Below are 21,846 nucleotides of genomic sequence, written 5' to 3' on the forward strand. Positions count from 1 at the left end.
GAGTTCAGCCGGAAATGAGACGGTTGATGTCGTTGTAGAAGGCGAATGCCATGAGCATTATCAGGAGAGTCAGACCGATCTGCTGACCGATTTCCATGATGCGCTCGGGGATGGGACCGCCCTTGATGATTTCGACCGTATAGTACAACAAGTGCCCACCATCAAGCACCGGGATGGGGAGCAGGTTGAGCACTCCCAGACTGATGCTGATGAGGGCGACGAACTTGAGATAGTGACTGAGCCCGAGCTGCGCCGTCTGGCCCGCGTAATCGGCGATCGTCACCGGCCCGGAGATGTTCTTCCACGACACTTCGCCGGTGAGCATGCGGCCAATCATCTGCAGGCTCAGCACGCTCGTCTCCCAGGTCTGGCGCACGGCCTTCACCAGGCCTTCGCCCACCCCGTAGCGCACCTCGGCGAACATCGACAGGGTGCCCTGAACAGGCTCGGCAACGCCGACGCCGATGCGTCCGAAGCGCTCGCCCTGATCGGAGACCGTATCGGGCGTCACGTCCACGCTGAGCCGCTCGCCCGCGCGCAGAAGCTCGAAGCGCAGGCTGCGCCCCGCAGCGTCGCGCACGCGCGCAACCAGATCGCTCCAACCCGCGACGCCCACGCCCTCTATGCTCAGCACCTCGTCGCCACTGCGCAGGCCCGCGCGTGCCGCAGCGCTGTCGTCTGCAACCCGTCCGATCACCGCCGGAATCTCGGGACGCCAGGGCTTCAAGCCAATGCGCACGATCAGATCCTGGCTGGCGTCCTCAATCGGCAGCCCGGCCAGATCGAGCCGGCGAAAGGCCTCGACCTCTTCCAGGGTGCGCACCTGAAGCACCACTTCACGCTCATCGAGCGCATTGCGCAGCAAGACCCAGCGCAAGTCTTGCCACGAACGCACCACCTCACCATCGACGGCAAGCACCAGATCACCATCCCTGACCCCCGCGGCCTGTGCGATGGCAGGCGTGTCCGACAAGGCCAGGCGCGGCCGCAACTCGTCCGAGCCGACGACGAACAAGCCCCAGTAAAGCACGATTGCAAGCAGGAAATTGGCGATCGGCCCCGCGGCGACAATCGCGAAGCGGCGATAGACGGACTGGCGGTTGAAGGCGCGATGCAGCTCCGCGGGCGCAACCGGGGCCTCGCGCTCGTCGAGCATCTTGACGTAGCCGCCGAGCGGGAAAGCGGCAAGCGCCCATTCGGTCTGATCACGCCCGGCCTTGCGCACCAGCAAGGGCTTGCCAAAACCGAGCGAGAAGCGCAGGACCTTGACGCCACACCAGCGCGCCACCAGGTAATGCCCGAGTTCATGGACGAGGATCAGCAGTCCGAGCGCGAGTACAAAGGGAATGAGGTAATTGAGCAGATTCATCAGGCAGCCGAGAGTTTACGGATTTCGGTGCGCGCCCGGTCCCGGGCCTGCGCATCGGCGGCGAAAACCGCATCCAGTGAATCGACCGCAAAGTCCGGGGAGCGTTCCAGGCAGGCCTCGATGACACGAGCGATATCGAGAAAGCCGATGCGCTGCGTGAGGAAGGCTTCGACCGCCTCTTCATTGGCGGCGTTGAGGGTCGCAGGCGCCGCTCCGCCCGCGCGCAGGGCGGAAAAGGCGAGCGCCAGACAGGGGAAACGTTGCAGGTCGGGACGCTCGAAATCGAGCCGGGCGATGTCGAAGAGGTCGAGCGAGCGTACGCCAGCGTCGATGCGCTCGGGCCAGGCCAGCGCATGGGCGATCGGCGTGCGCATGTCGGGATTGCCCAGTTGCGCGATCACCGAGCCATCAACATATTCGACCATCGAGTGGATGACGCTCTGCGGGTGCACGACGACCTCGATGATGTCGGCCGGGGCACCGAAGAGCCAGTGCGCCTCGATCACCTCGAGGCCCTTGTTCATCATCGTGGCAGAGTCGACCGATATCTTGCGTCCCATCACCCAGTTCGGATGCGCGCAGGCCTCATCGGGCGTCACCGCGCGCAGCTCTTCGATCGAGCGGGCGCGAAACGGCCCACCCGATGCGGTGAGCAACACCTTGCGCACACCCGACACCCCCGGTGAGCGTGCATAGCCTGCAGGCAGCGCTTGGAACACGGCGTTGTGCTCGCTGTCGATGGGCAGCAGCAGTGCGCCGTTGTCGGCCACCGCGTCCATGAAGAGCTGGCCGGACAACACCAGCGCCTCCTTGTTGGCGAGCAGGACCTTCTTGCCGGCCTGCGCCGCGGCCAGGGTCGGGCGCAAGCCGGCGGCGCCGACGATGGCGGCCATCACCATATCGACTTCGTCGGCTGCGGCGACGTGCTCGAGCGCAGCGCTACCGCTGAGCACTTCGGTGCGACTGCCCGCAGCACGCAGCGCCGACTGCAAGCGCAACGCCGCATCGGCATCGACCATGACCGCGTAGCGCGGCGCGAAACGCAACACCTGCTCGAGCAGCTTGCGGTCCTGGCGTTGCGCGCTGAGGGCAAAAACGGAGAAGCGATCCGGATGACGGGCGATCACGTCGAGCGTGCTCTGACCGATGGAGCCGGTCGCCCCCAGGACGGTGATGTGCTGGATGGCGTGTTGGGACATGGTTTGGGGTGATGCCTGAGCGGAGATGAGAGCAGCGCGCAAGGGCTCAGCGCCCCAGCAGCACAGTGCCGAGGGCCACCATGGGCAGCGTCGACGTCAGACTGTCGATGCGGTCAAGAATGCCACCATGGCCGGGCAGGATGTTGCCGCTGTCCTTGATGCCGGCCTGGCGCTTGAGCAAGGATTCGTAGAGATCGCCGATGATGCTGATTGCCGTCCATCCGACGAGCACGGCGCCGACCACCAGCGCCCCGCCGGGCTGGCTCGCGCCCTGCCAGGTGAGCACGCCGAAGCCGAAAATGAGCACCGCGAGCCCCCCGCCGATCGCCCCTTCCCAGGTCTTGCCCGGGCTGATGGAGGGGGCGAGCTTGTGCCGCCCGAAGGCCCGACCGGAGAAATAGGCGGCAATGTCGGCCACCCAGACCACCGCCATCACGCCCAGCATCAACCACGGGCTGATTGCGCGCAGATGCACCAGGGCGAGTGCGGTGGGCACGAGCACGACGAAGCCTGTGACCGAGGCCAGCATGGGGTTGGACAGCGTCCACTTGCGCGCCAGCCAGAGCGGCACGACCAGCAGCCAGAACAGTGCGCTGAGAATGTAGAGCGGAACAAGGAGTGCGCCCCCGGCCGCAGACGGCGCAGCAAAGCCTGTGATGAAGCCGAGCACCAGGCAGGCGCCGCCGAAGGAAACCGCGGTGGCAAGACGCACGGGCTGCGCGAAGCCCGCCAGCGCGCCCCATTCCCAGGCTGCCGCCGCACACACGAGTGCGCACAGCACCAGCCAGCCCGATGCAGGAAGGAGAAAGACCGCCGCCAGCAGTCCAGCCAGGAGCAGGACTGCGGTGATGATGCGGGCCTTAAGCATGCCGCTCCTGCGCGCTGCGCTCAACCAGCTGATCGCTGGTGCGTCCGAAACGCCGTTCGCGGCTGCGGTAGGATTCGATCGCCTGGTCAAGCGCGTCCGCATCGAAATCGGGCCACAAGGCGTCGGTGAAGTAAAACTCGGTATAGGCAAGCTGCCACAGCAGGAAGTTGCTGATGCGCTTTTCGCCGCCCGTACGAATGAACAGGTCGGGCTCGGGCGCGAAGCTCATCGACAGCGCATCGGCGATCTCGTCCTCACTGAAACCGTCACGGCGCTCAGGCTGGCTGCGCATGAGCTCGGACACCGCATTGGCGATGTCCCAGCGCCCGCCGTAGTTGGCGGCGATGCACAAGGTGAGCTTGGTGTTGCCCGCGGTCTTCTCTTCCGATTCGCGGATGATGCGCACCAGCTCCGGATCAAAACGTGTCATGTCACCGATGACGCGCAGGCGGATCTCGTTGTGGTCGAGACGCGCCACTTCCTTGCGCAGCGCCTTCATGAAGAGCTGCATCAGGAAGGAGACCTCGTCCTGAGGACGGCGCCAGTTTTCCGAGCTGAAGGCAAACAGGGTCAGATACTCGACACCACGCTCGACGCAGGCCTTGACCACTGCGCGCACCGACTCCAGCCCGCGCGCATGGCCGGCAACGCGCGGCATGTAGCGCTTGCGCGCCCAACGCCCGTTGCCATCCATGATGATCGCGATATGCCGCGGAACGGCGGACACCTCGGGGATATCCCGCGTGGAGCTCGCGTATTTTCGTTCTGCCATGACCCGCCTCCTGTCCTGCCCGTAAGGGAACAGCCGATCCGGCGGATCAGATCTGCATCAGTTCCTGCTCTTTTGCTGCCAGCAACTTGTCAATTTCGGCGACATGGCGATCAGTGAGCTTCTGCACGTCCTCTTCGGCGCGACGCTCGTCGTCCTCGGAGATTTCCTTGTCCTTGACCGCGTCCTTGAGTTGCTGGTTGGCATCGCGGCGCAGATTGCGCACTGCAACCTTGGCCGACTCGCCCTCATTGCGTACCACCTTGGTGAGGTCGCGACGACGCTCTTCGGTCAGCGCGGGCATCGGCACGCGCAGCAATTCGCCCATGTTCGCGGGATTCAGACCAAGGTCGCTATCGCGGATAGCCCTCTCGATCTTGCCCAGCATCGGCTTTTCCCATGCCTGCACGCCGATCGTGCGCGCATCGATGAGGCTGATGTTGGCGACCTGGTTCACCGGAACCATGGAGCCGTAATACTCGACCATGACGTGATCGAGCAAGCCGGTGTGGGCCCGCCCGGTGCGAACCTTGGCGAGATCGGTCTTGAGGGTCTCGACCGACTTCTGCATCTTGTGCTCAAGGGTTTTCTTCAGTTCGGAAATCATTAGCGCACTCTCCAGAGCATCAGGAATGAACCAGCGTACCCTCATCTTCGCCCATGACAACACGCTTGAGCGCGCCAGGCTTGAAGATCGAGAACACATTGATCGGCAATTTCTGGTCGCGGCACAGCGCAAACGCGGTCGAATCGAGCACAGCCAGATTACGGCCGATCGCCTCGTCGAAGCTGATGCGATGATAACGCTGCGCATCCGGATCCTTCTTCGGATCTGCCGTGTAGACCCCGTCCACCTTGGTCGCCTTGAGTACGATCTGCGCACCAATCTCGGAGCCACGCAAGGCGGCAGCGGTGTCGGTGGTGAAGAAGGGGTTGCCGGTACCCGCCGCGAAGATGACCACACGGCCCTCCTCCAGATGGCGGATTGCACGACCACGGATGTAAGGCTCGACCACCTGATCGATGCGCAGCGCCGACTGCACGCGCGCCTCGACATCCATGCGGCGCATCGCATCTGCGAGCGCCATTGCGTTCATCACCGTGGCAAGCATGCCCATGTAGTCGGCGGTGGCGCGGTCCATGCCGGCAGCCGCCCCCTTCATGCCACGAAAGATGTTGCCGCCGCCGATCACCACTCCGACCTGCACGTCGAGACGCGTGACCTCGGCGATCTCGGAGACGATGCGGTTGACGACGTCCTCGTTGATGCCATAGGCGTCGTCACCCATCAGAGCCTCGCCCGAGAGCTTGAGCAGGATGCGTTTATAGGCGGCGGACATTATCGGCTCCTTACTTCTTTGCTGCGGCGGCGGCCGCCTGTTGCTCGGCCACTTCGGCAGCGAAGTCGGTGACCTTCTTCTCGATGCCTTCGCCCACGATGAAGAGCGTGAAGCCGGCAACCGAAGCAGCACGCGCCTTGAGCAACTGCTCGATGGTCTGCTTGCCGTCTTCGGCCTTGACGAACACCTGCGCCAGCAGGGTGACGTCCTTGAGGAATTTGTTGACGGTGCCGTCAGCGATCTTCTCCAGCATCGCCTCGGGCTTGTTGTCGGCACGGGCTTTTTCGATCGCGATCCGACGCTCGGCGTCGATCAGGTCCTGCGACACCCCGGAGCCATCCAGCGCCTTGGGCTTGGAGGCGGCGATGTGCATGGCGATGTCCTTGCCCAGCTGCTCGTCGCCACCAACCAGATCCAGCAGCACGCCAATCTTGGCGCCGCCGTGGATGTAGCTGAACAGCTGACCCTTGGCTTCGACGCGATTGAAGCGACGAATCGACATGTTCTCGCCGATCTTGCCCACCAGCGCGGCGCGCGTGGTCTCGACGCTGCCCTCGCCCAGCGGCAAGGCCGACAGCGCCGCCACATCAGCGGGCGTGTTGGCCGACACCAGCTCGGCGCAATTGCGCACGAAGGCGAGGAAGTCGTCGTTCTTGGCGACGAAGTCAGTTTCGCAGTTGACTTCGATGATCGTGCCCAGCTTGCCGTCGGCGGAGATATCGATGCCAACGATGCCTTCAGCGGTAACGCGGGCGGCAGCCTTGGAGGCCTTGTTGCCGAGCTTGACGCGCAGGATTTCTTCGGCCTTGTCCATGTCGCCGGCCGCTTCCGTGAGCGCCTTCTTGCACTCCATCATCGGTGCGTCGGTTTTTTCGCGCAGTTCCTTGACCATGCTTGCGGTGATTTCCGCCATGCTAACTCCTCGAATTTCAGCTGATGCCAGCAGCGCACGAGTGCGCGCTGCGGCAGGTGTTCAGGCTGTACAAAACAGACTTACAAAAAGGGGCCCCTCGAGGCCCCGGCAAGCTGCAGGTCAGGCCTGCTCTTGCGAACCTTCTTCCTCGACCTCGACGAACTCATCGCCGCTGGCGTCGACAATCTCCTGCAACACCTGACTGCGGCCCTGCAGCACGGCGTCGGCCACGCCACGGGCGTAGAGACGAATGGCGCGCGAGGAGTCATCATTGCCCGGAATGACGTAATCCACACCTTCGGGTGAGTGGTTGGTATCGACCACTGCCACGATTGGAATACCCAGCTTCTGCGCTTCGGTGATGGCGATCTTGTGATAGCCGACGTCGATCACGAACAAGGCATCGGGCAGACCGCCCATTTCCTTGATGCCGCCGATCGACTTCTGCAGCTTGGCGAGCTCGCGGCTGACGGTCAGCGCTTCGCGCTTCGACAGACGCTCGACCGAGCCGTCCTCGACCATGGCCTCGACTTCCTTCAGGCGCTTGATCGACTGTCTGACGGTCTTGAAGTTGGTCAGCATGCCACCGAGCCAACGCTCGTCAACGAAGGGCATGCCGGCACGACGCGCCTCTTCCGCGATGATCTCGCGCGCCTGGCGCTTGGTGCTGACGAACATGATGTTGCCGCGATTGGCAGCGAGCTTGCGCACGAAATCCATCGCTTCGGTGTACTTCACCATCGTCTTTTCGAGGTTGACGATGTGGATCTTGTTGCGCTGGCCGAAGATGTAAGGGGCCATGCGCGGATTCCAGAAGCGGGTCTGGTGGCCAAAGTGGACGCCCGCTTCGAGCATCTGACGCATTGTGACTGACATGTGTTACTCCAAACTAATCAAAGGGTTTGACCTCCGTCCCGCGGGATGTCCGGCTGCGTGACACACGCATGTTGCGCACATCACAGGCCTCGCATCTTGCCGCCACGCGCACTCGCTGTTGTTCGGTGCGCGCCTCGGACCCCATGCCACAGGACGTGTGGATTTTGCCTGCAACGGCAGACAAGCCCGCGATATTAGCACGCCAACTTTATGCCACTCAAGCACGACCGTGCATTGCGTTTGCCGCCGGCCCTGCGCATGCGATACCTTTAAGGCCTTTTCAGCCCCAGCCCGACAGACATCAAGATGAGCATCATTATCAAGACCACGGAAGAAATCGAAAAGATGCGCGTGGCCGGACGCCTCGCCGCCGAGGTCCTCGACTATATCGAACCCTTCGTCAAGCCTGGCGTGACCACCGCCGAACTCGACCGCCTCTGCCACGACTACATGGTCAATGTGCAGGCTACGATTCCCGCACCGCTGAACTACGCCCCGAGCGGCTACACGCCCTACCCGAAATCCATCTGCACTTCGGTCAATCATCAGGTCTGCCATGGCATACCCGGCGACCGCAAGCTGAAGAAGGGCGACGTCATCAATCTCGACATCACCGTCATCAAGGACGGTTTTCATGGCGACACCAGCCGCATGTTCCTGGTGGGCGGGGAAGCCGCCGCCAGCATCGCGGCGCGGCGCCTGTCGCAGATCACCTTCGAGTGCATGTGGCTGGGCATCGCTGCGGTCAGACCCGGGGCGCACTTCGGCGATATTGGCGAGGTGATCCAGAAGCATGCCGAGCGCAACGGCTTTTCCGTCGTGCGCGAGTTCTGCGGCCACGGCATCGGCCGCAAGTTCCACGAGGACCCGCAGGTACTGCACTACGGCAAGGCCGGCACCGGTGCCGAACTGCAGCCGGGCATGATCTTCACCATCGAGCCCATGATCAACGCCGGCAAGGCGGCGATCTCCGAGCTGCCCGATGGCTGGACCATCATCACCAAGGATCGCAGCCTGTCAGCACAATGGGAGCACACCGTCGTGGTCACCGAGACCGGCGTCGAGGTGCTCACCGTATCCGCCAAGAGCCCGCCCGCACCGACCGTGGTTGCCGCACAACTCGCCGCACAACTGGCCTGATCAACGCGGAGCACCTCCTGGCCACCGCCTCCACCGCCGCTCGGATGAGTCCCGTCGAATGCAAGATGCGCTCAACACCAGCCTCCAGGCCCTGATCGCGGACTCGCGCCAGCGCCTCATCGACGGCTCAGCCGCCTTGCGCAGCGCCTACGAGGCGCAGCCGCGCACCGCGGCACTGCTCAAGGGGCGTGCGAAGCTCGTCGACAGAGAGGTCGTCCGCATCTGGCAAGCCTGTGCCATGCCGGCGCAGGCCAGCTTGCTGGCCGTGGGCGGCTACGGGCGCGGCGAATTGTTTCCGGCATCCGATGTCGATGTGCTGGTGCTCTTGCCACAGGCCGCGGACACCCACATGCGCGAGCGCCTGTCGGACATGGTGGGCGCGCTGTGGGATATCGGACTGGAGATCGGCCATGCGGTACGCACGGTGGACGAATGCATCGAAGTCGCCAACGACGACATCACCGTGCAGACGACGCTGCTCGAGGCGCGCTTCCTCGCCGGCAACAAGGCCTTGTTCGCCGAGCTCGACGAGCGCTACCACGCCGCGCTCGACGTCCGCAGCTTCTACAAGGCCAAGCAGCTCGAGCAGCAGCAACGCTACGCGCGCTTCGACGACACCCCTTACGCGCTCGAGCCGAACTGCAAGGAAAGCCCGGGCGGCCTGCGCGACCTGCAGATGCTGGGCTGGATCGCGCGCGCCGCGGGCCTTGGCCACAGCTGGCGCGATCTCGCCCGCCGCCGCCTGATCACCGGGGGCGAGGCCAGCGAGCTGCGCAGTGTCGAGCGCTTCCTGCAACACCTGCGCATTCGCCTGCACTACCTCACCGGGCGCGCCGAAGACCGCGTGCTGTTCGATCACCAGGAAAAACTGGCACGTCTGATGGGGGTCGAAGCCACTGCCAACCGGCGTGCCTCCGAGGCGCTGATGCAGCGCTACTACGTCAACGCCAAGATGGTCACGCAGCTCAACACCGTGTTGCTGCAGAACTACGGCACGGTGATCTTTCCCGACCGCGGCGCCGCGATCGTCATCAACCCGCGCTTTCAGGTCGTGCGCGAGCTGCTCGACCTGCGCCACGATGAGGTTTTCGAACGCCACCCCTCCGCCTTGCTGGAGTGCTTCCTGCTGCTGCAACAGCGCTCCGAACTCAAGGGCATGACCGCGCGCACCTTGCGCACCCTGTGGATCAACCGCAACCGCATCAACGCCGCCTTTCGCGCCGACCCTCACAACCGCGCGCTGTTCCTGCAGATCCTGCAGCAAAAGCGCGGCATCGTGCATGCCTTCCGGCGCATGAACGAGTACGGCATCCTGTCGCGCTACCTGCCGCCGTGGCGCCGCATCATCGGCCAGATGCAGCACGACCTCTTCCATGTGTATACGGTCGACCAGCACATCCTGATGGTGCTGCGCAATATCCGCCGCTTCACCATGGGTGAGCACGCACACGAATACCCCTTGATGACGCGCCTCATCATGGCCTTCGATCGCCACTGGCTGCTGTATGTGGCAGCGCTGTTCCACGACATCGCCAAGGGCCGCGGCGGCGATCACTCCAAACTGGGCATGGCGGATGCGCGCGAGTTCTGCGTGCTGCACGCCATCGACGAGGAGGACAGCGCCCTCGTCGTGTGGCTCGTCGAGCAGCACCTGAGCATGTCGCGCTTTGCCCAGAAGGAAGACACCTCGGACCCCGAGGTGGTGCAGCGCTTTGCCGCCATTGTCGGTGACGAGCGCCACCTGGTCGCGCTCTACCTGCTCACCCATGCCGACATCCGCGGCACCAGCCCGAAGGTCTGGAACGGCTGGAAAGGCAAGTTGCTGGAAGACCTCTTTTTCGCCTCGCAGCGCCTGTTGCGCGGCGCCACGCCACAGCAGGCGCTGGGCCTGGACGACAGACTGGAAGACGCGCGGCGCATGCTGCGCTTCCACGGCCTGCGCCCCGGCGTCGAGGAGCGGCTGTGGTCCGAGCTCGATTCGGTCTATTTCATGCGCCACTCGGCCGAGGAGATCGCCTGGCACACACGGGTGCTCTACTTCCGTGCGGATGCCGAGGAGGCGGTGGTGAAGGCGCGCGTGGCCGAAGAAGGCGACGGGGTGCAGGTGATGATCTTCACCCCCGACCAGAAGGAGCTCTTCGTTCGCCTCACCGGCTTCTTTGGTCGCCTCGGCTTCACCATCATCGACGCCAAGGTGCACACCACCCGCCACGGCCACGCGCTCGACAGCTTCATGCTGCAAGACCCCGGCGGCGAGTCCAGTTACCGCGACGTCATCACCCTGATCGAGCATGAGCTCACGCGCTACCTCGCCCATCCTGACGTCATCGACCGCCCGTCGCGCGGACGCATGTCACGTCAGGTGAAGCACTTTCCGATCACGCCGCAGGTCAGCATCCGGCCGGACGAAGCTGGCCGCCACTACATCCTGTCGCTGACCGCCGCCGATCGCCCCGGCCTGCTGTTCGACATCGCCGAAGTGCTCGCCAGCCACGGCATACGTCTGCACACCGCCAAGATCGCCACGCTTGGCGAGCGCGTGGAGGACACTTTCCTGCTCACCGGCGCCATCCTCGCGCAGGATGCGCAGCGGCTGCGGGTGGAACGCGAGCTGCTGCAACGCCTGCAGGTCTAGCCCGCGCCTCCTGCCTCATGGTCCCGGCCCCACACCTCACACTTGGCAGAGCCTTTCAAGAATCACCCGCACGCGCGACATGGCCGTCTGCAGTACGGTCTCGATGTCGTCAAAGATGATGCCGGCTGCGCTGTCGGCGCGCCCCGCGCCGTAATTGACCACGACATTGAGCGCTGCGTAAGGCAGCTCGAGCTCACGCGCCAGCACCGCCTCGGGCATGCCGGTCATGCCCACCACGTCCGCACCATCACGCTCGAAGCGGTTGATCTCGGCCGCGGTCTCAAGCCGGGGCCCCTGGGTGGCGGCATACACTCCACCATCGACGGCGAGCTCGCCCACCGCCGCGGTCGCGAGCAGCAGGCGCTGGCGCAACGAGGGGTCATAGGGATGAGTGAAATCGACGTGCTTCACCGGGGTTTCACCGCCTTCGAAGAAGGTGCTCTTGCGATCCCAGGTGTAATCGATGATCTGATCAGGCACGACCAGCGTCCCCGGGGCGAGGTCGGCGCGAATGCTTCCTACCGAAGCCACGGAGATGATGCCGCTGACATCGGCCTGCTTGAGGGCCCAGATGTTTGCGCGGTAATTGACCAGATGGGGCGGGATGGTGTGGCCGTAACCGTGGCGCGCGAGAAACACCACCGGCTCCTCGCACAGGCTGCCGTAAGTGAGCGCGCCCGAAGGTTCGCCATAAGGCGTACGCACGACTTCGCGGCGCACGATGGCCAGGTTCGAGAGTTGGGTAAGGCCGCTACCGCCGATGATTGCGAGCATTCGGTCGCTCCGCTGAATGGGGCCGCGGATTTTATCATGCACCGCAGCAGCGCCGCGCTGCGCAAACCCGGCGCCGGCGGCGCTTGACATTAAATGCTGCGGCGCCACAGCACATGGTAGAATCCGTGCCCTTTCAAAGACTTCCCGCTCCCATGTCCCGCGCCATACGCAACATCGCCATCATCGCTCACGTCGACCACGGCAAAACCACTCTCGTCGACCAACTGCTGCGCCAGTCCGGCACCTTCCGCGACAACCAGCAAGTCGCCGAACGGGTGATGGATTCGGGAGACATTGAAAAGGAACGTGGCATCACGATCCTGTCGAAAAACTGTGCCATCCAGTACGGCGACACCCACATCAACATCGTCGACACACCGGGCCACGCCGACTTCGGCGGCGAGGTCGAGCGCGTGCTGTCGATGGTCGACAGTGTGCTGCTGCTGGTCGATGCCGTCGAAGGTCCGATGCCGCAGACCCGCTTCGTGACGCGCAAGGCGCTCGCGATGGGGCTCAAGCCGATCGTGGTCATCAACAAGATCGACCGTCCGGGCGCGCGCATTGACTGGGTGCTCAATCACACCTTCGATCTGTTCGACAAGCTCGGCGCCACCGACGAGCAGCTCGACTTCCCCGTTGTCTACGCCTCCGGCTTGAACGGCTTCGCGGTGATCAACGAGAACGACGAGCGCGTCAATATGAACCCGCTGTTCGAGGCGATCCTCGAGCACGTGCCGCAACCCGAAGTCGATGCCAGCGGTCCGCTTCAGATCCAGATCTGCTCGCTCGACTATTCGACCTACATGGGCCAGCTCGGCATTGGCCGCATCAAGCGCGGCAGCGTGCGCCCGAACCAGGAAGTCGTCGTCATGTACGGCGATGAGAACCGCGGCAAGGGCAAGATCAGCCAGGTCCTGACCTTCAAGGGCCTCGAGCGCTCGCCTTCCGAGCTCGCCGAAGCCGGCGACATCGTGCTCATCGCAGGCATTTCGCAGGTCAACATCGGCGTCACCCTGTGCGACCCCAACTGCCTCGAAGGCATGAAGCCGATCGCCATTGACGAGCCGACCCTGACCATGAACTTCATGGTCAACACCTCGCCGCTGGCCGGTCGTGAGGGCAAGTACGTCACCAGCCGCCAGATTCGCGAGCGCCTGGAAAAGGAACTGCTCAAGAACGTCGCCCTGCGCGTGACCTACACCGAGGACTCGGACGTGTTCGAAGTCGCCGGTCGCGGCGAACTGCACCTGACCATCCTGCTCGAGAGCATGCGCCGCGAAGGCTACGAGCTGGCCGTCGGCCGCCCGCGCGTGGTGTACAAGGACATCGACGGGGTGAAGTCCGAGCCCTACGAAATGCTCACCGTCGACGTCGAGGAAGACCACCAGGGCAGCGTCATGGAAGAGCTTGGCCGCCGTCGCGGCGACCTCCAGGACATGCAGCCGGACGGCAAGGGTCGCGTGCGCCTCGAGTACCGCATCCCCGCGCGTGGCCTCATCGGCTTCCAGGGTGAGTTCCTCACCATGACGCGCGGCACCGGCCTTGCCAGCCACGTGTTCGACGACTACGGGCCGATGGCCGGCCAAATGGCCGAGCGCCGCAACGGCGTGCTCATTTCGCAAAACGACGGCGAGGCCGTGGCTTTCGCACTGTGGAACCTGCAGGACCGCGGCCGCATGTTCGTCAGCCCGGGTGCGGCGCTGTACGAAGGCATGATCATCGGCATCCACACCCGCGACAACGACCTCGTGGTCAATCCGATCAAGGGCAAGCAGCTCACCAACGTACGTGCCTCCGGCACCGACGAAGCCGTGCGCCTGATCACGCCGATTGCGCTCACCCTGGAGTCGGCCATCGAGTTCATCGCTGACGACGAGCTGGTGGAGATCACGCCCAAGAGCATCCGCCTGCGCAAGCGCCACCTGAAGGAAACTGATCGCAAGCGCGCCGCGAAGGCGAGCGCCGCCTGATCCACGGCACGCAGCGCTGATTACAAAAAGCCCCGACAGCACAAAGCTGCCGGGGCTTTTTTATGAGTGTGGCTGTGGCGGCCCCTATTTCTTCTTGCTGGCGCTGCCCTGGGTGCCCGCTCCCTCAGCGTCTCGCAGCGCAAGGTTCGCCGCCTCGGCACCGAAGCGCTGGGTGAGATAGGCGGCAAAATCGGAGCCCGTCTCAGGATGGCGCAGACCGAACTCGACCGTCGCCTTGAGATAGCCCAGCTTGGAGCCGCAGTCGTAGCGCACGCCGTCGAACTGGTAGGCCAGCACCGCCTCCTCCTTGAGCAGCGAGGCAATGGCGTCGGTGAGCTGGTACTCGCCGCCCGCACCCGGCTTGAGCGCGCGGATGTGATCGAAGATGCGCGGGGTCAGGATGTAGCGCCCCACCACCGCCTGCGTTGTCGGCGCCTCTTCGGGTTTCGGCTTTTCGATGATGCCCGTCATGCGCTGCACCTGGCCGATCTGCGCTTCGGTGCTGACGATGCCGTAGCTGCCGGTTTGTTCACGCGGCACATTCATCGTCCCCAGCACCGAACAGCGATGGTAGTTGAACACCTCCACCATCTGCTTGAGCACCGGCTTTTCATCCTTGTTGTCGAGCAGGTCGTCGGCCAGGATGACCGCGAAGGCCTCGTCACTGACGACGTGGCTGGCACACAGCACGGCGTGGCCAAGGCCGAGCGCTTCGGACTGACGGATGTAGATGCAATTGACACCCTTGGGCACCGTCTTGCGCACGATCTCGAGCAGTTCCTTCTTGCCACGCGCCTCGAGTTCGGTCTCAAGCTCATAGGCCTTGTCGAAGTGGTCCTCGATCGAGCGCTTGGTGCGGCCCGTGATGAAGATCATGTCCGTGATGCCTGCGGCCACCGCCTCCTCGACAGCGTACTGGATCAGCGGCTTGTCGACGATGGGCAGCATTTCCTTCGGGCTGGCCTTGGTCGCTGGCAAGAAGCGCGTGCCCATGCCGGCAACAGGAAAGACCGCCTTGGTGACCTTCTTCATTTTTTTCACTCCACTTTGAATGCTTGTATTGGATCCCTTGTGCCCCCGACAGCCAGGCAGCGCCGCGCATGATGCACGCAGCCGGCCCCGCAGGCACTAGGCATTTGTATCGATCTTGTTCAACAGCGCGCGCAAGCCCTGCTCGTCGACGATGTCGACCCCCAGCGCCTGCGCCTTGAGCAGCTTGGAACCCGCCTCGGCGCCCGCCACGACATAGCTTGTCTTTTTTGATACCGCGCTTGCCACCTTTCCGCCCTCGGCCTCGATCAGCGCCTTGGCCTCATCGCGCGACAGCGTGGGCAAGCTGCCGGTGAGCACGAAGGTCTGCCCTGTCAGGCCACCCACGGTGGTGCTCGCCGCCTCGCCCTCCGCCCAGTGCACGCCGGCTGCACGCAGCTGTTCGATGACCTCGCGATTGTGTGGCTCGGCGAAGAACTCGGCGATGCACTGCGCCACGATCGGGCCGACATCGGCCACCTCTTGCAAGCTCCCGACATCCGCGTCCATCAGGCGATCAAGACTGCCGAAATGGCGTGCAAGCTCCTTTGCCGTCGCTTCGCCAACGTTGCGGATGCCAAGCGCGAAAATGAAACGCGCGAGCGTGGTCGCACGACTCCTGTCGATGGCAGCCAACAGGTTCTGTGCGGACTTTTCGCCCATGCGCTCAAGACTGGCGAGGGCCAGAACGCCCATCCGGTAAAGATCGGCCGGCGTCCTGACGATGCCAGCGTCCACCACTTGCTCGACGAGCTTGTCGCCCAGGCCTTCGATGTCCATCGCCCGGCGTCCGCCAAAATGCAGCAAGGCCTGCTTGCGCTGGGCCGGACAGAACAGACCGCCGGTGCAGCGCGCCACCGCCTCGTCCACGCCCCGCACCACATGTGAGCCGCACACCGGGCAGTTCGGGTAGTGCTCCAGCAGCTGGAAGCGGGGCAACTCACCCTGGCGGCGCTCGAGCACGGGCGCGACGACTTCGGGGATGACGTCGCCGGCGCGGCGCACGATCACCCAATCGCCGATACGCACGTCCTTGCGGTCGATCTCATCCTGGTTGTGCAAGGTGGCGTTGGTCACCGTCACCCCGCCGACGAACACCGGCTCGAGGCGGGCGACCGGCGTGAGCGCGCCGGTGCGCCCGACCTGCACCTCGATGCCGCGCAGCAGGGTCAGCGCCTCCTGCGCGGGGTACTTGTGCGCCACGGCCCAGCGCGGCTCACGCGTCACAAAGCCCAGCTCGCGCTGCAGCGCGAGCGCATTGACCTTGTACACCACGCCATCGATATCGAAGGGCAGACGCTCGCGCAACGCCGCAATGTGGCGGTGAAACTCGGACAGGCCGGCCGCACCGCGCACCACCGCACGGTGCTCGCACACCGGCAGGCCGAAGGCGGCGATGGCGTCCAGCACCTCAGCATGGGTATCGGGCACGGCCCAGCCCTGCGTCTCGCCCAGGCCGTAGGCAAAGAAGGACAGCGGCCGGCGCGCGGCGATCGCAGGGTCGAGCTGGCGAATGCTGCCGGCAGCCGCGTTGCGCGGATTGACAAAGGTCTTTTCGCCGCGCTCGGCCTGGCGCCGGTTCAGGGCCTCGAAGTCGTCGCGGCGCATGTAGACCTCGCCGCGCACCTCCAGCACCGCGGGCGCGTCGCCCCGCAGGCGCAGCGGTACGGCGCGGATGGTGCGCACATTGCTGCTGACATCCTCACCGGTTTCGCCATCCCCACGCGTCGTCGCCTGCACCAGCACGCCGTGCTCGTAACGCAAGTTGATGGCGAGGCCGTCGAACTTGAGCTCGGCAGCGTACTCCACCTCGGCATCACCCGAGCTGCGCTCGCCCGAGTCCACCTCGCCCAGGCCAAGTTCACGGCGCACGCGCGCATCGAAGGCCTGCGCTCCGCTGGCCTCGGTATCGGTCTCGGTGCGGATGGAGAGCATGGGCAGGCGATGGCGCACGGCGGGGAACTGCGCCAATGGTTTACCGCCCACCCGCTGCGTCGGCGAATCGGGCGTACACAACTCCGGATACGTGCTCTCGAGCGCCTGCAGCTCACGAAACAGGCGGTCGTATTCGGCGTCCGGCACGCTGGGCGCATCGAGAACGTAATACGCATGATCGTGGTGGGCGATCTGCGCGCGCAGCGCCTGCACACGCTGCTGCGCCTCCAACACTGACGGTGCGCTCACAGTGCGAACAGCCGCCTCGCCAGCGGGCCACCGGCGGCGATGCCGGTTTCCGCCATGCGGTCCTGGAACTGCCGGATCTGGGCGCGAATCAGATCGCTCGATTCGGTGCCGAAGGGCGCCCGGTTATCGTCCACCACCACCCCGCCCAACTGTCGCGCAAAGTCGTTGGCGAACTCCATCATGCGGTCAAAGGCGGTGACGCCGTCGCGCACGCAAGGCACATCGAGGACCAGCGTCACCCCCGTCGTGCTCATCAAGCTCATGGCCTCTCCGACAAACACGCCGGCTTCAAGATTGGAGAGCGCAAACAGGGTCGCGCCGTCCTCGTCCAGGGCATGGAAGCTGCCCTCAGCGCCCAGGCTCAGCCCGTGGCGAGTGGCGAATTGCTGGATGTCGCGACCTTCGAAGGCGCGCTCGATGGCGAGGACATTGACGCCAATCTGGACATCGACGTCGGCGCAGAAACGGTCGAGCTCGGTCGCGTTGTTCAGCGTCGTGAGTCGCGCCGGCACGCTGGGCGGGAGCGCCACCACCGTGTCGGCCACACGTTGCACACCGCCCGAGAAACGCATGAAATCGGTCTCGCCGATCGAGCCCTTGCGATCCACGAGCTGCAGCGCTGCGCAGAACCAATGGCAGGCGCCCGCACTGTTGGGGCCAAGCGGGAACCACAGGTTTTGCGCATCATTGAAACCAAACCAGCGCACCGGCCTGGACAGCCCGGCAAGCTCGCTGGCCTGGGCCTGCCACACACGCTGCACGTCGAGCGCCTCGATCGCCTCAAGGCGGATCACGCAGTCAGCGCGCGCGTCGACGAGCTCGGGCACCTCGGGCACCGAGCGCTTGAGCGCAGCCTCACGCACCGGACGGGCGCCAGCGCCCGCCGCTTCCGTCGCCCCCATGCCCGGCTCACGCCGCTGCTTGCGCTCGGCGGCGTCTTCTGGCCCACCTGCGCGTGACTCGAGCAGCACGTCGCGATGCTCCGACTTGAAGGCCTTTTCCGCCTTGTTGCGGTGCTTGCGCTCCTGCCACTTGTTGTAGCCGACGATCAGCACCACCGCGCCAAGTCCGGCGGCGATGAGGGCGATCTGTAGTTCGCTGTCCATAAGAGTTTCCACAATTCCTTGCAATTCTTCAGGCTGCCGCCGGCTCGGCCAGGCGCAGCGCTTCTTCGATATCCACTTCCACCACGCGTGAAACCCCTTGCTCCTGCATGGTCACGCCCACAAGCTGCTGCGCAAATTCCATCGTGATCTTGCTGTGACTGATGAAGATGAACTGCGTCTGTGCGGACATGCGCTTGACCAGGTTCGCGTAGCGCTCGGTATTCGTATCGTCCAGCGGCGCATCGACCTCGTCAAGCATGCAGAACGGCGCAGGGTTGAGCTGGAACATCGAAAAAACCAGCGCAATCGCGGTGAGCGCCTTCTCGCCGCCCGACAAGAGGTGAATGGACGTGTTCTTCTTGCCCGGAGGCTGAGCGACGATCTGTACGCCCGCGTCCAGAATTTCATCGCCGGTCAGCACCAGCTCTGCCCGCCCACCGCCGAACAGCTGCGGGAACAAGGTGCCGAACTGGCGATTGACCGTATTGTAGGTTTCCTGCAGCTGCGCGCGCGTGTCACGATCGATGCGGCGGATGGCGTCCTCGAGTGTGTCGATAGCCTGGAGCAGGTCTTCGGTCTGTGCATCGAGATAGCCCTTGCGCTGCGCGGCGCTGCGTAGCTCGTCGAGGGCGGCAAGGTTGACCGCACCCAGCTCGGAGATCTCACGCGCCAGCCGCGACACTTCGCGCTGCAGGCTGCTGTCCTTGAGCTCGGGCGTGAGCATGGGCTGCAGCGCCACCTCGTCCGCCTCCACTTCCAGCAGGCGTTCGACGAACTGGGTGACGGCGAGCTCGCTCGCCTGCAGCGCCAGGCGCAGCTCGGACACGCGCGCGCGCGCGGGCGCCGCGTCGTGCTCGACGCGCAGTCGCGTCTCCTCGGTGTGCTTGAGCGCGGCGCTCGCCTCTTCGAGCGCATCACGCCGCGCCGCCAGCGCGCGCTCGCGGCTGTGGCGCAGCTCAAGGGCTGCCTGCAGCGCATCGGCGCTGCGCCTGTCGTCGGTGGCGGCAAGCTCGGCATCGCGGGTTTGCGTCTCGGCGATGACGCGCTCGAGCTGCTCGGCGGCGAGTTGCAGGTTGCGCCCGATATCGTCGAGCTTGGTGACGCACTCGCGTGCGGAGAAGTTCACCTCCTGCAACTCACGCGCCGCCGCCTGCTCCAGCGCGCGCGCCTCGCGCACAGCCTGTTCACGCTCGCGCAACACCTCCGTGCCCGCATCCAGGCCTGCACGCTGCAGATCGGCAAGCTCTTCGGCGCGCGCGAGTTCGATTTCGGCGCGCGCCTGGTGCTCATGCTCGGTGTGCTCGAGGTGCCCAAGGTCTTCGAGATCCCGCGTGAGCTGGAGCTGGCGCTCTTGAGCGCGGCTGCGTGCCTGTGCGAGCTTGAGCACCTCGACCTGCTCGCTGTGCACCTGCGCCTGAGTGCCCTGGATCTCGCGCCGCAGCACGCCGACCTGCTCCTGCAGCGCAGCGCTCCCGGTTTCGGCGGCGACCAGGGCTTCCTGCGCCAGGCTGGCTTCGTCCTCCAGCGCCTCTTGCTGAGCGGCCAGGAGGTCGATCTCGCGCTGGCGCTCGATGACGCCCTGGGTGCGGCTGTCGGCGAGCGCGTGACAGAGCAACTCGCGGCTCAGAATCTGGCCTTGTGCGCTGACCAGCACCACCCCCGCCGGCAGCTCGGCATGGCGTGCCAGCCAGGGCTCCAGCCGCTCGAGCGCAAACACCCCGCGCAACAAGCTGGCCAGCAGCGGGCGCAGCGCCGGGGTCAGCACTTCGATCTTGTCCATTAGCGGCACCCACGTCGCATCCAGCAGCGCGGGCGAGGTGTCGTCGTAAGTGATGGCATCAGCGCCAAGCCCGAGCCCCATGCCGAGCACGATCGCCAGCGACTCGGGCGGTGCCTCAGCGAGCATGGCTTGCGCCGCATTCGCCGAGGCCTCGGTGTCGGCGCCGACGAGTGCGGCCAGACGCTCACGCAGCACCGCTTCCAGCGCCGCATCCCAGCCCGCGGCCACACGCAGGCTGCGCCACAGCGGCGGCAGGGTTTCCAGGCCGTGGCGCTTGAGCCAGTCGCCCAGCTTGCCTTGCGCCTGCACCCTCGCCTGCAGTTGCTGCAAGGCGTCGCGGCGTGCGCGCAGCTCGGTGAGGCGGCGCTGCACGGCGCGTTCGTGCTCGAGCGCGGTCTTCAGCACCGCCTGCGCATCCGGCAGCTGCTCCTGCAAGGCGGCAAGCGCGTGCTGCTGGGTCGCGAGCGCGTCCTGCATGGCTTCGAGGCGGGCCTCACGCTCGGCCAGTTCGGCCGCGTCAGGCCCGCTGATGGTCGCGCGTTCGCCTTCGAGCCGGCCACGGCGCTGCTGCAAGGCCTCGAGCGCGCGAGTCGCACTGGCGCGATGGGCTTCCTCCACCCGCAGCCGCTGTTCGGTCTGCGTCAGCTCACGTCGCGCTGCGGCCACGGTCGTGTCCGCTGCCACTCGAGCGGATTCGAGCTCGGGCATGCGCTCGGCGATCTCAAGGTGACGCGCCTCCGCGCGCTCCGCGCGCAGTGCGGCGTTGTCGGCCAGGCCCAGCCAGCGCTCGCGATCGTGCTGCAGGGCTGCGTTGCGCCCCTGCCAGTGTTCGCGGTCGAGTTCGAGCTGGGCCAGACGCGTCTCCAGTCGGCTACGCGCCTGGCCAAGGTGTTGCAATTCAGTCTCGAGGCGCGCCACCTCGGCGCTCACCGCGAAGAGCTCGCTCTGCGCCACATGCACCGCCTCCGAGGCCTGGAAATGCGCTGCACGCGCGCTGTCGACCGCCGCTTCCAGCTCCTGCAGGCGCGCGCTATCGGCTTCGATGCGCAGGCTGGCGGCATTGAGCTCGGCGCTCAGACGCGCCCGTTCGGCCTGCGCCTCATTGCGCCTGAGCAGCCACAAGAGCTGCTGCTTCTGCACATGCGCCGCGTTCAGGGCGTTGTAACGGGTCGCGACCTCGGCCTGCGCCTCGAGGTGGGTGATGCGCTCGCCGAGTTCCATGCGGATGTCGTCGAGACGGGCGAGGTTGTCGCGGGCATCGCGCAGGCGACCCTCGGTCTCGCGGCGGCGCTCGCGATATTTCGTCACCCCCGCGGCTTCCTCGAGAAAACCGCGGATCTCCTCTGGCCTGGCCTCGATGATGCGCGAGATCATGCCCTGCTCGATGATCGCGTAGGCTCTCGGTCCCAGACCGGTGCCCAGGAAGAGATCGATGACGTCCTTGCGCCGGACATGCACGTTGTTGATGTAATAGGTCGACTCGCCCGCGCGGTCGAGCACGCGCTTGACGGAGATTTCGTTGTAGCGCGACCACTGCCCGGCCGCCCGCCCCTCGGCGTTGTCGAACACCAGCTCCACACTGGCACGCGACACCGGCTTGCGCGTGGTCGAGCCATTGAAGATCACGTCCTGCATCGACTCGCCGCGCAGGGCGGAGGCACGGGTCTCGCCCAGCACCCAGCGCACGGCATCGATGATGTTCGATTTGCCGCAGCCATTGGGGCCGACCACCCCCACCAGATTGCCGGGGGTGAGCACCGTGGTGGGGTCGACGAAGGTCTTGAAACCGGCGAGTTTTAACTTGGACAGGCGCACGTCGTGACGGGACTCGGAACTGCACCCGGAGGGGGTGAAACGCAGGGGGAGCGCGATGGCGCTTGCCAGCCCAACTACA

General features: G+C 65.2%; 16 protein-coding genes. 3 read left to right on the forward strand and 13 right to left on the reverse strand.

What is annotated here, in order from left to right; genetic code table 11:
• Nucleotides 1-4 precede the first annotated feature (4 nt).
• The 8 genes from rseP to rpsB all read right to left on the reverse strand — a co-directional run bounded on the left by rseP (nucleotide 5) and on the right by rpsB (nucleotide 7,334).
• Complete coding sequence (gene rseP / locus M622_RS38185; protein WP_021251009.1) at nucleotides 5-1,369, reverse strand: RIP metalloprotease RseP; 1,365 nt, start codon at nucleotides 1,367-1,369, stop codon at nucleotides 5-7.
• Nucleotides 1,369-2,568: a 1-deoxy-D-xylulose-5-phosphate reductoisomerase gene (gene ispC / locus M622_RS38190; RefSeq protein ID WP_021251010.1), complete on the reverse strand. Its 1,200-nt coding sequence runs from the start codon at nucleotides 2,566-2,568 to the stop codon at nucleotides 1,369-1,371. Before ispC ends, rseP begins: the two co-directional genes overlap by 1 nt.
• A gap of 46 nt (nucleotides 2,569-2,614) precedes the next feature.
• The gene (locus M622_RS38195; protein WP_021251011.1) at nucleotides 2,615-3,436 is read right to left on the reverse strand and encodes a phosphatidate cytidylyltransferase; all 822 of its coding nucleotides are present in this window, start codon (nucleotides 3,434-3,436) and stop codon (nucleotides 2,615-2,617) included.
• Nucleotides 3,429-4,208, reverse strand: a complete 780-nt coding sequence (uppS, locus tag M622_RS38200) for a polyprenyl diphosphate synthase (RefSeq protein ID WP_021251012.1) — start codon at nucleotides 4,206-4,208, stop codon at nucleotides 3,429-3,431. Before uppS ends, M622_RS38195 begins: the two co-directional genes overlap by 8 nt.
• A 46-nt stretch (nucleotides 4,209-4,254) precedes the next feature.
• Complete coding sequence (gene frr, locus M622_RS38205; RefSeq protein WP_021251013.1) at nucleotides 4,255-4,812, reverse strand: ribosome recycling factor; 558 nt, start codon at nucleotides 4,810-4,812, stop codon at nucleotides 4,255-4,257.
• A 19-nt stretch (nucleotides 4,813-4,831) separates the two neighbouring features.
• Nucleotides 4,832-5,545 (reverse strand): UMP kinase, encoded by a 714-nt coding sequence (pyrH, locus tag M622_RS38210; protein ID WP_021251014.1) that lies wholly within the window; start codon nucleotides 5,543-5,545, stop codon nucleotides 4,832-4,834.
• A 10-nt stretch (nucleotides 5,546-5,555) separates the two neighbouring features.
• Nucleotides 5,556-6,458 carry a translation elongation factor Ts gene (tsf, locus tag M622_RS38215; RefSeq protein ID WP_021251015.1) on the reverse strand — a complete coding sequence of 301 codons (903 nt, stop codon included), beginning with the start codon at nucleotides 6,456-6,458 and terminating at the stop codon, nucleotides 5,556-5,558.
• A gap of 120 nt (nucleotides 6,459-6,578) precedes the next feature.
• Nucleotides 6,579-7,334 carry a 30S ribosomal protein S2 gene (gene rpsB / locus M622_RS38220; protein WP_021251016.1) on the reverse strand — a complete coding sequence of 252 codons (756 nt, stop codon included), beginning with the start codon at nucleotides 7,332-7,334 and terminating at the stop codon, nucleotides 6,579-6,581.
• Nucleotides 7,335-7,640: 306 nt separating this feature from the next.
• Here rpsB and map point away from each other — a divergent pair, with 306 nt between their 5' ends.
• On the forward strand, nucleotides 7,641-8,474 hold the full coding sequence (gene map, locus M622_RS38225; RefSeq protein ID WP_021251017.1) for a type I methionyl aminopeptidase: 834 nt from the start codon (nucleotides 7,641-7,643) through the stop codon (nucleotides 8,472-8,474).
• Between the two features lie 58 nt (nucleotides 8,475-8,532).
• Nucleotides 8,533-11,109: a [protein-PII] uridylyltransferase gene (locus M622_RS38230; RefSeq protein WP_021251018.1), complete on the forward strand. Its 2,577-nt coding sequence runs from the start codon at nucleotides 8,533-8,535 to the stop codon at nucleotides 11,107-11,109.
• 36 nt (nucleotides 11,110-11,145) lie between these two features.
• On the opposite strand, the gene M622_RS38235 is transcribed toward M622_RS38230, so the two are convergent.
• A complete protein-coding gene (locus tag M622_RS38235; protein ID WP_031347589.1) occupies nucleotides 11,146-11,883 on the reverse strand; it encodes an S-methyl-5'-thioinosine phosphorylase in 738 nt (245 codons plus the stop codon).
• Nucleotides 11,884-12,035: 152 nt separating this feature from the next.
• Here M622_RS38235 and typA point away from each other — a divergent pair, with 152 nt between their 5' ends.
• Complete coding sequence (typA, locus tag M622_RS38240) at nucleotides 12,036-13,853, forward strand: translational GTPase TypA (RefSeq protein ID WP_021251020.1); 1,818 nt, start codon at nucleotides 12,036-12,038, stop codon at nucleotides 13,851-13,853.
• 84 nt (nucleotides 13,854-13,937) lie between these two features.
• On the opposite strand, the gene galU is transcribed toward typA, so the two are convergent.
• The 4 genes from galU to smc all read right to left on the reverse strand — a co-directional run bounded on the left by galU (nucleotide 13,938) and on the right by smc (nucleotide 21,767).
• Entirely contained in the window at nucleotides 13,938-14,885 is a 948-nt protein-coding gene (galU, locus tag M622_RS38245) for a UTP--glucose-1-phosphate uridylyltransferase GalU (protein WP_021251021.1), read from the reverse strand.
• Between the two features lie 96 nt (nucleotides 14,886-14,981).
• A complete protein-coding gene (ligA, locus tag M622_RS38250) occupies nucleotides 14,982-17,066 on the reverse strand; it encodes an NAD-dependent DNA ligase LigA (protein ID WP_031347591.1) in 2,085 nt (694 codons plus the stop codon).
• The gene (locus tag M622_RS38255; protein ID WP_021251023.1) at nucleotides 17,063-18,172 is read right to left on the reverse strand and encodes a cell division protein ZipA; all 1,110 of its coding nucleotides are present in this window, start codon (nucleotides 18,170-18,172) and stop codon (nucleotides 17,063-17,065) included. Before M622_RS38255 ends, ligA begins: the two co-directional genes overlap by 4 nt.
• Nucleotides 18,173-18,200: 28 nt before the next feature.
• Nucleotides 18,201-21,767, reverse strand: coding sequence for a chromosome segregation protein SMC (gene smc, locus M622_RS38260; RefSeq protein WP_021251024.1), 3,567 nt, complete (start codon nucleotides 21,765-21,767; stop codon nucleotides 18,201-18,203).
• Nucleotides 21,768-21,846: the final 79 nt, after the last annotated feature.

The organism is Thauera terpenica 58Eu, from assembly GCF_000443165.1.
Lineage (GTDB): Bacteria > Pseudomonadota > Gammaproteobacteria > Burkholderiales > Rhodocyclaceae > Thauera > Thauera terpenica.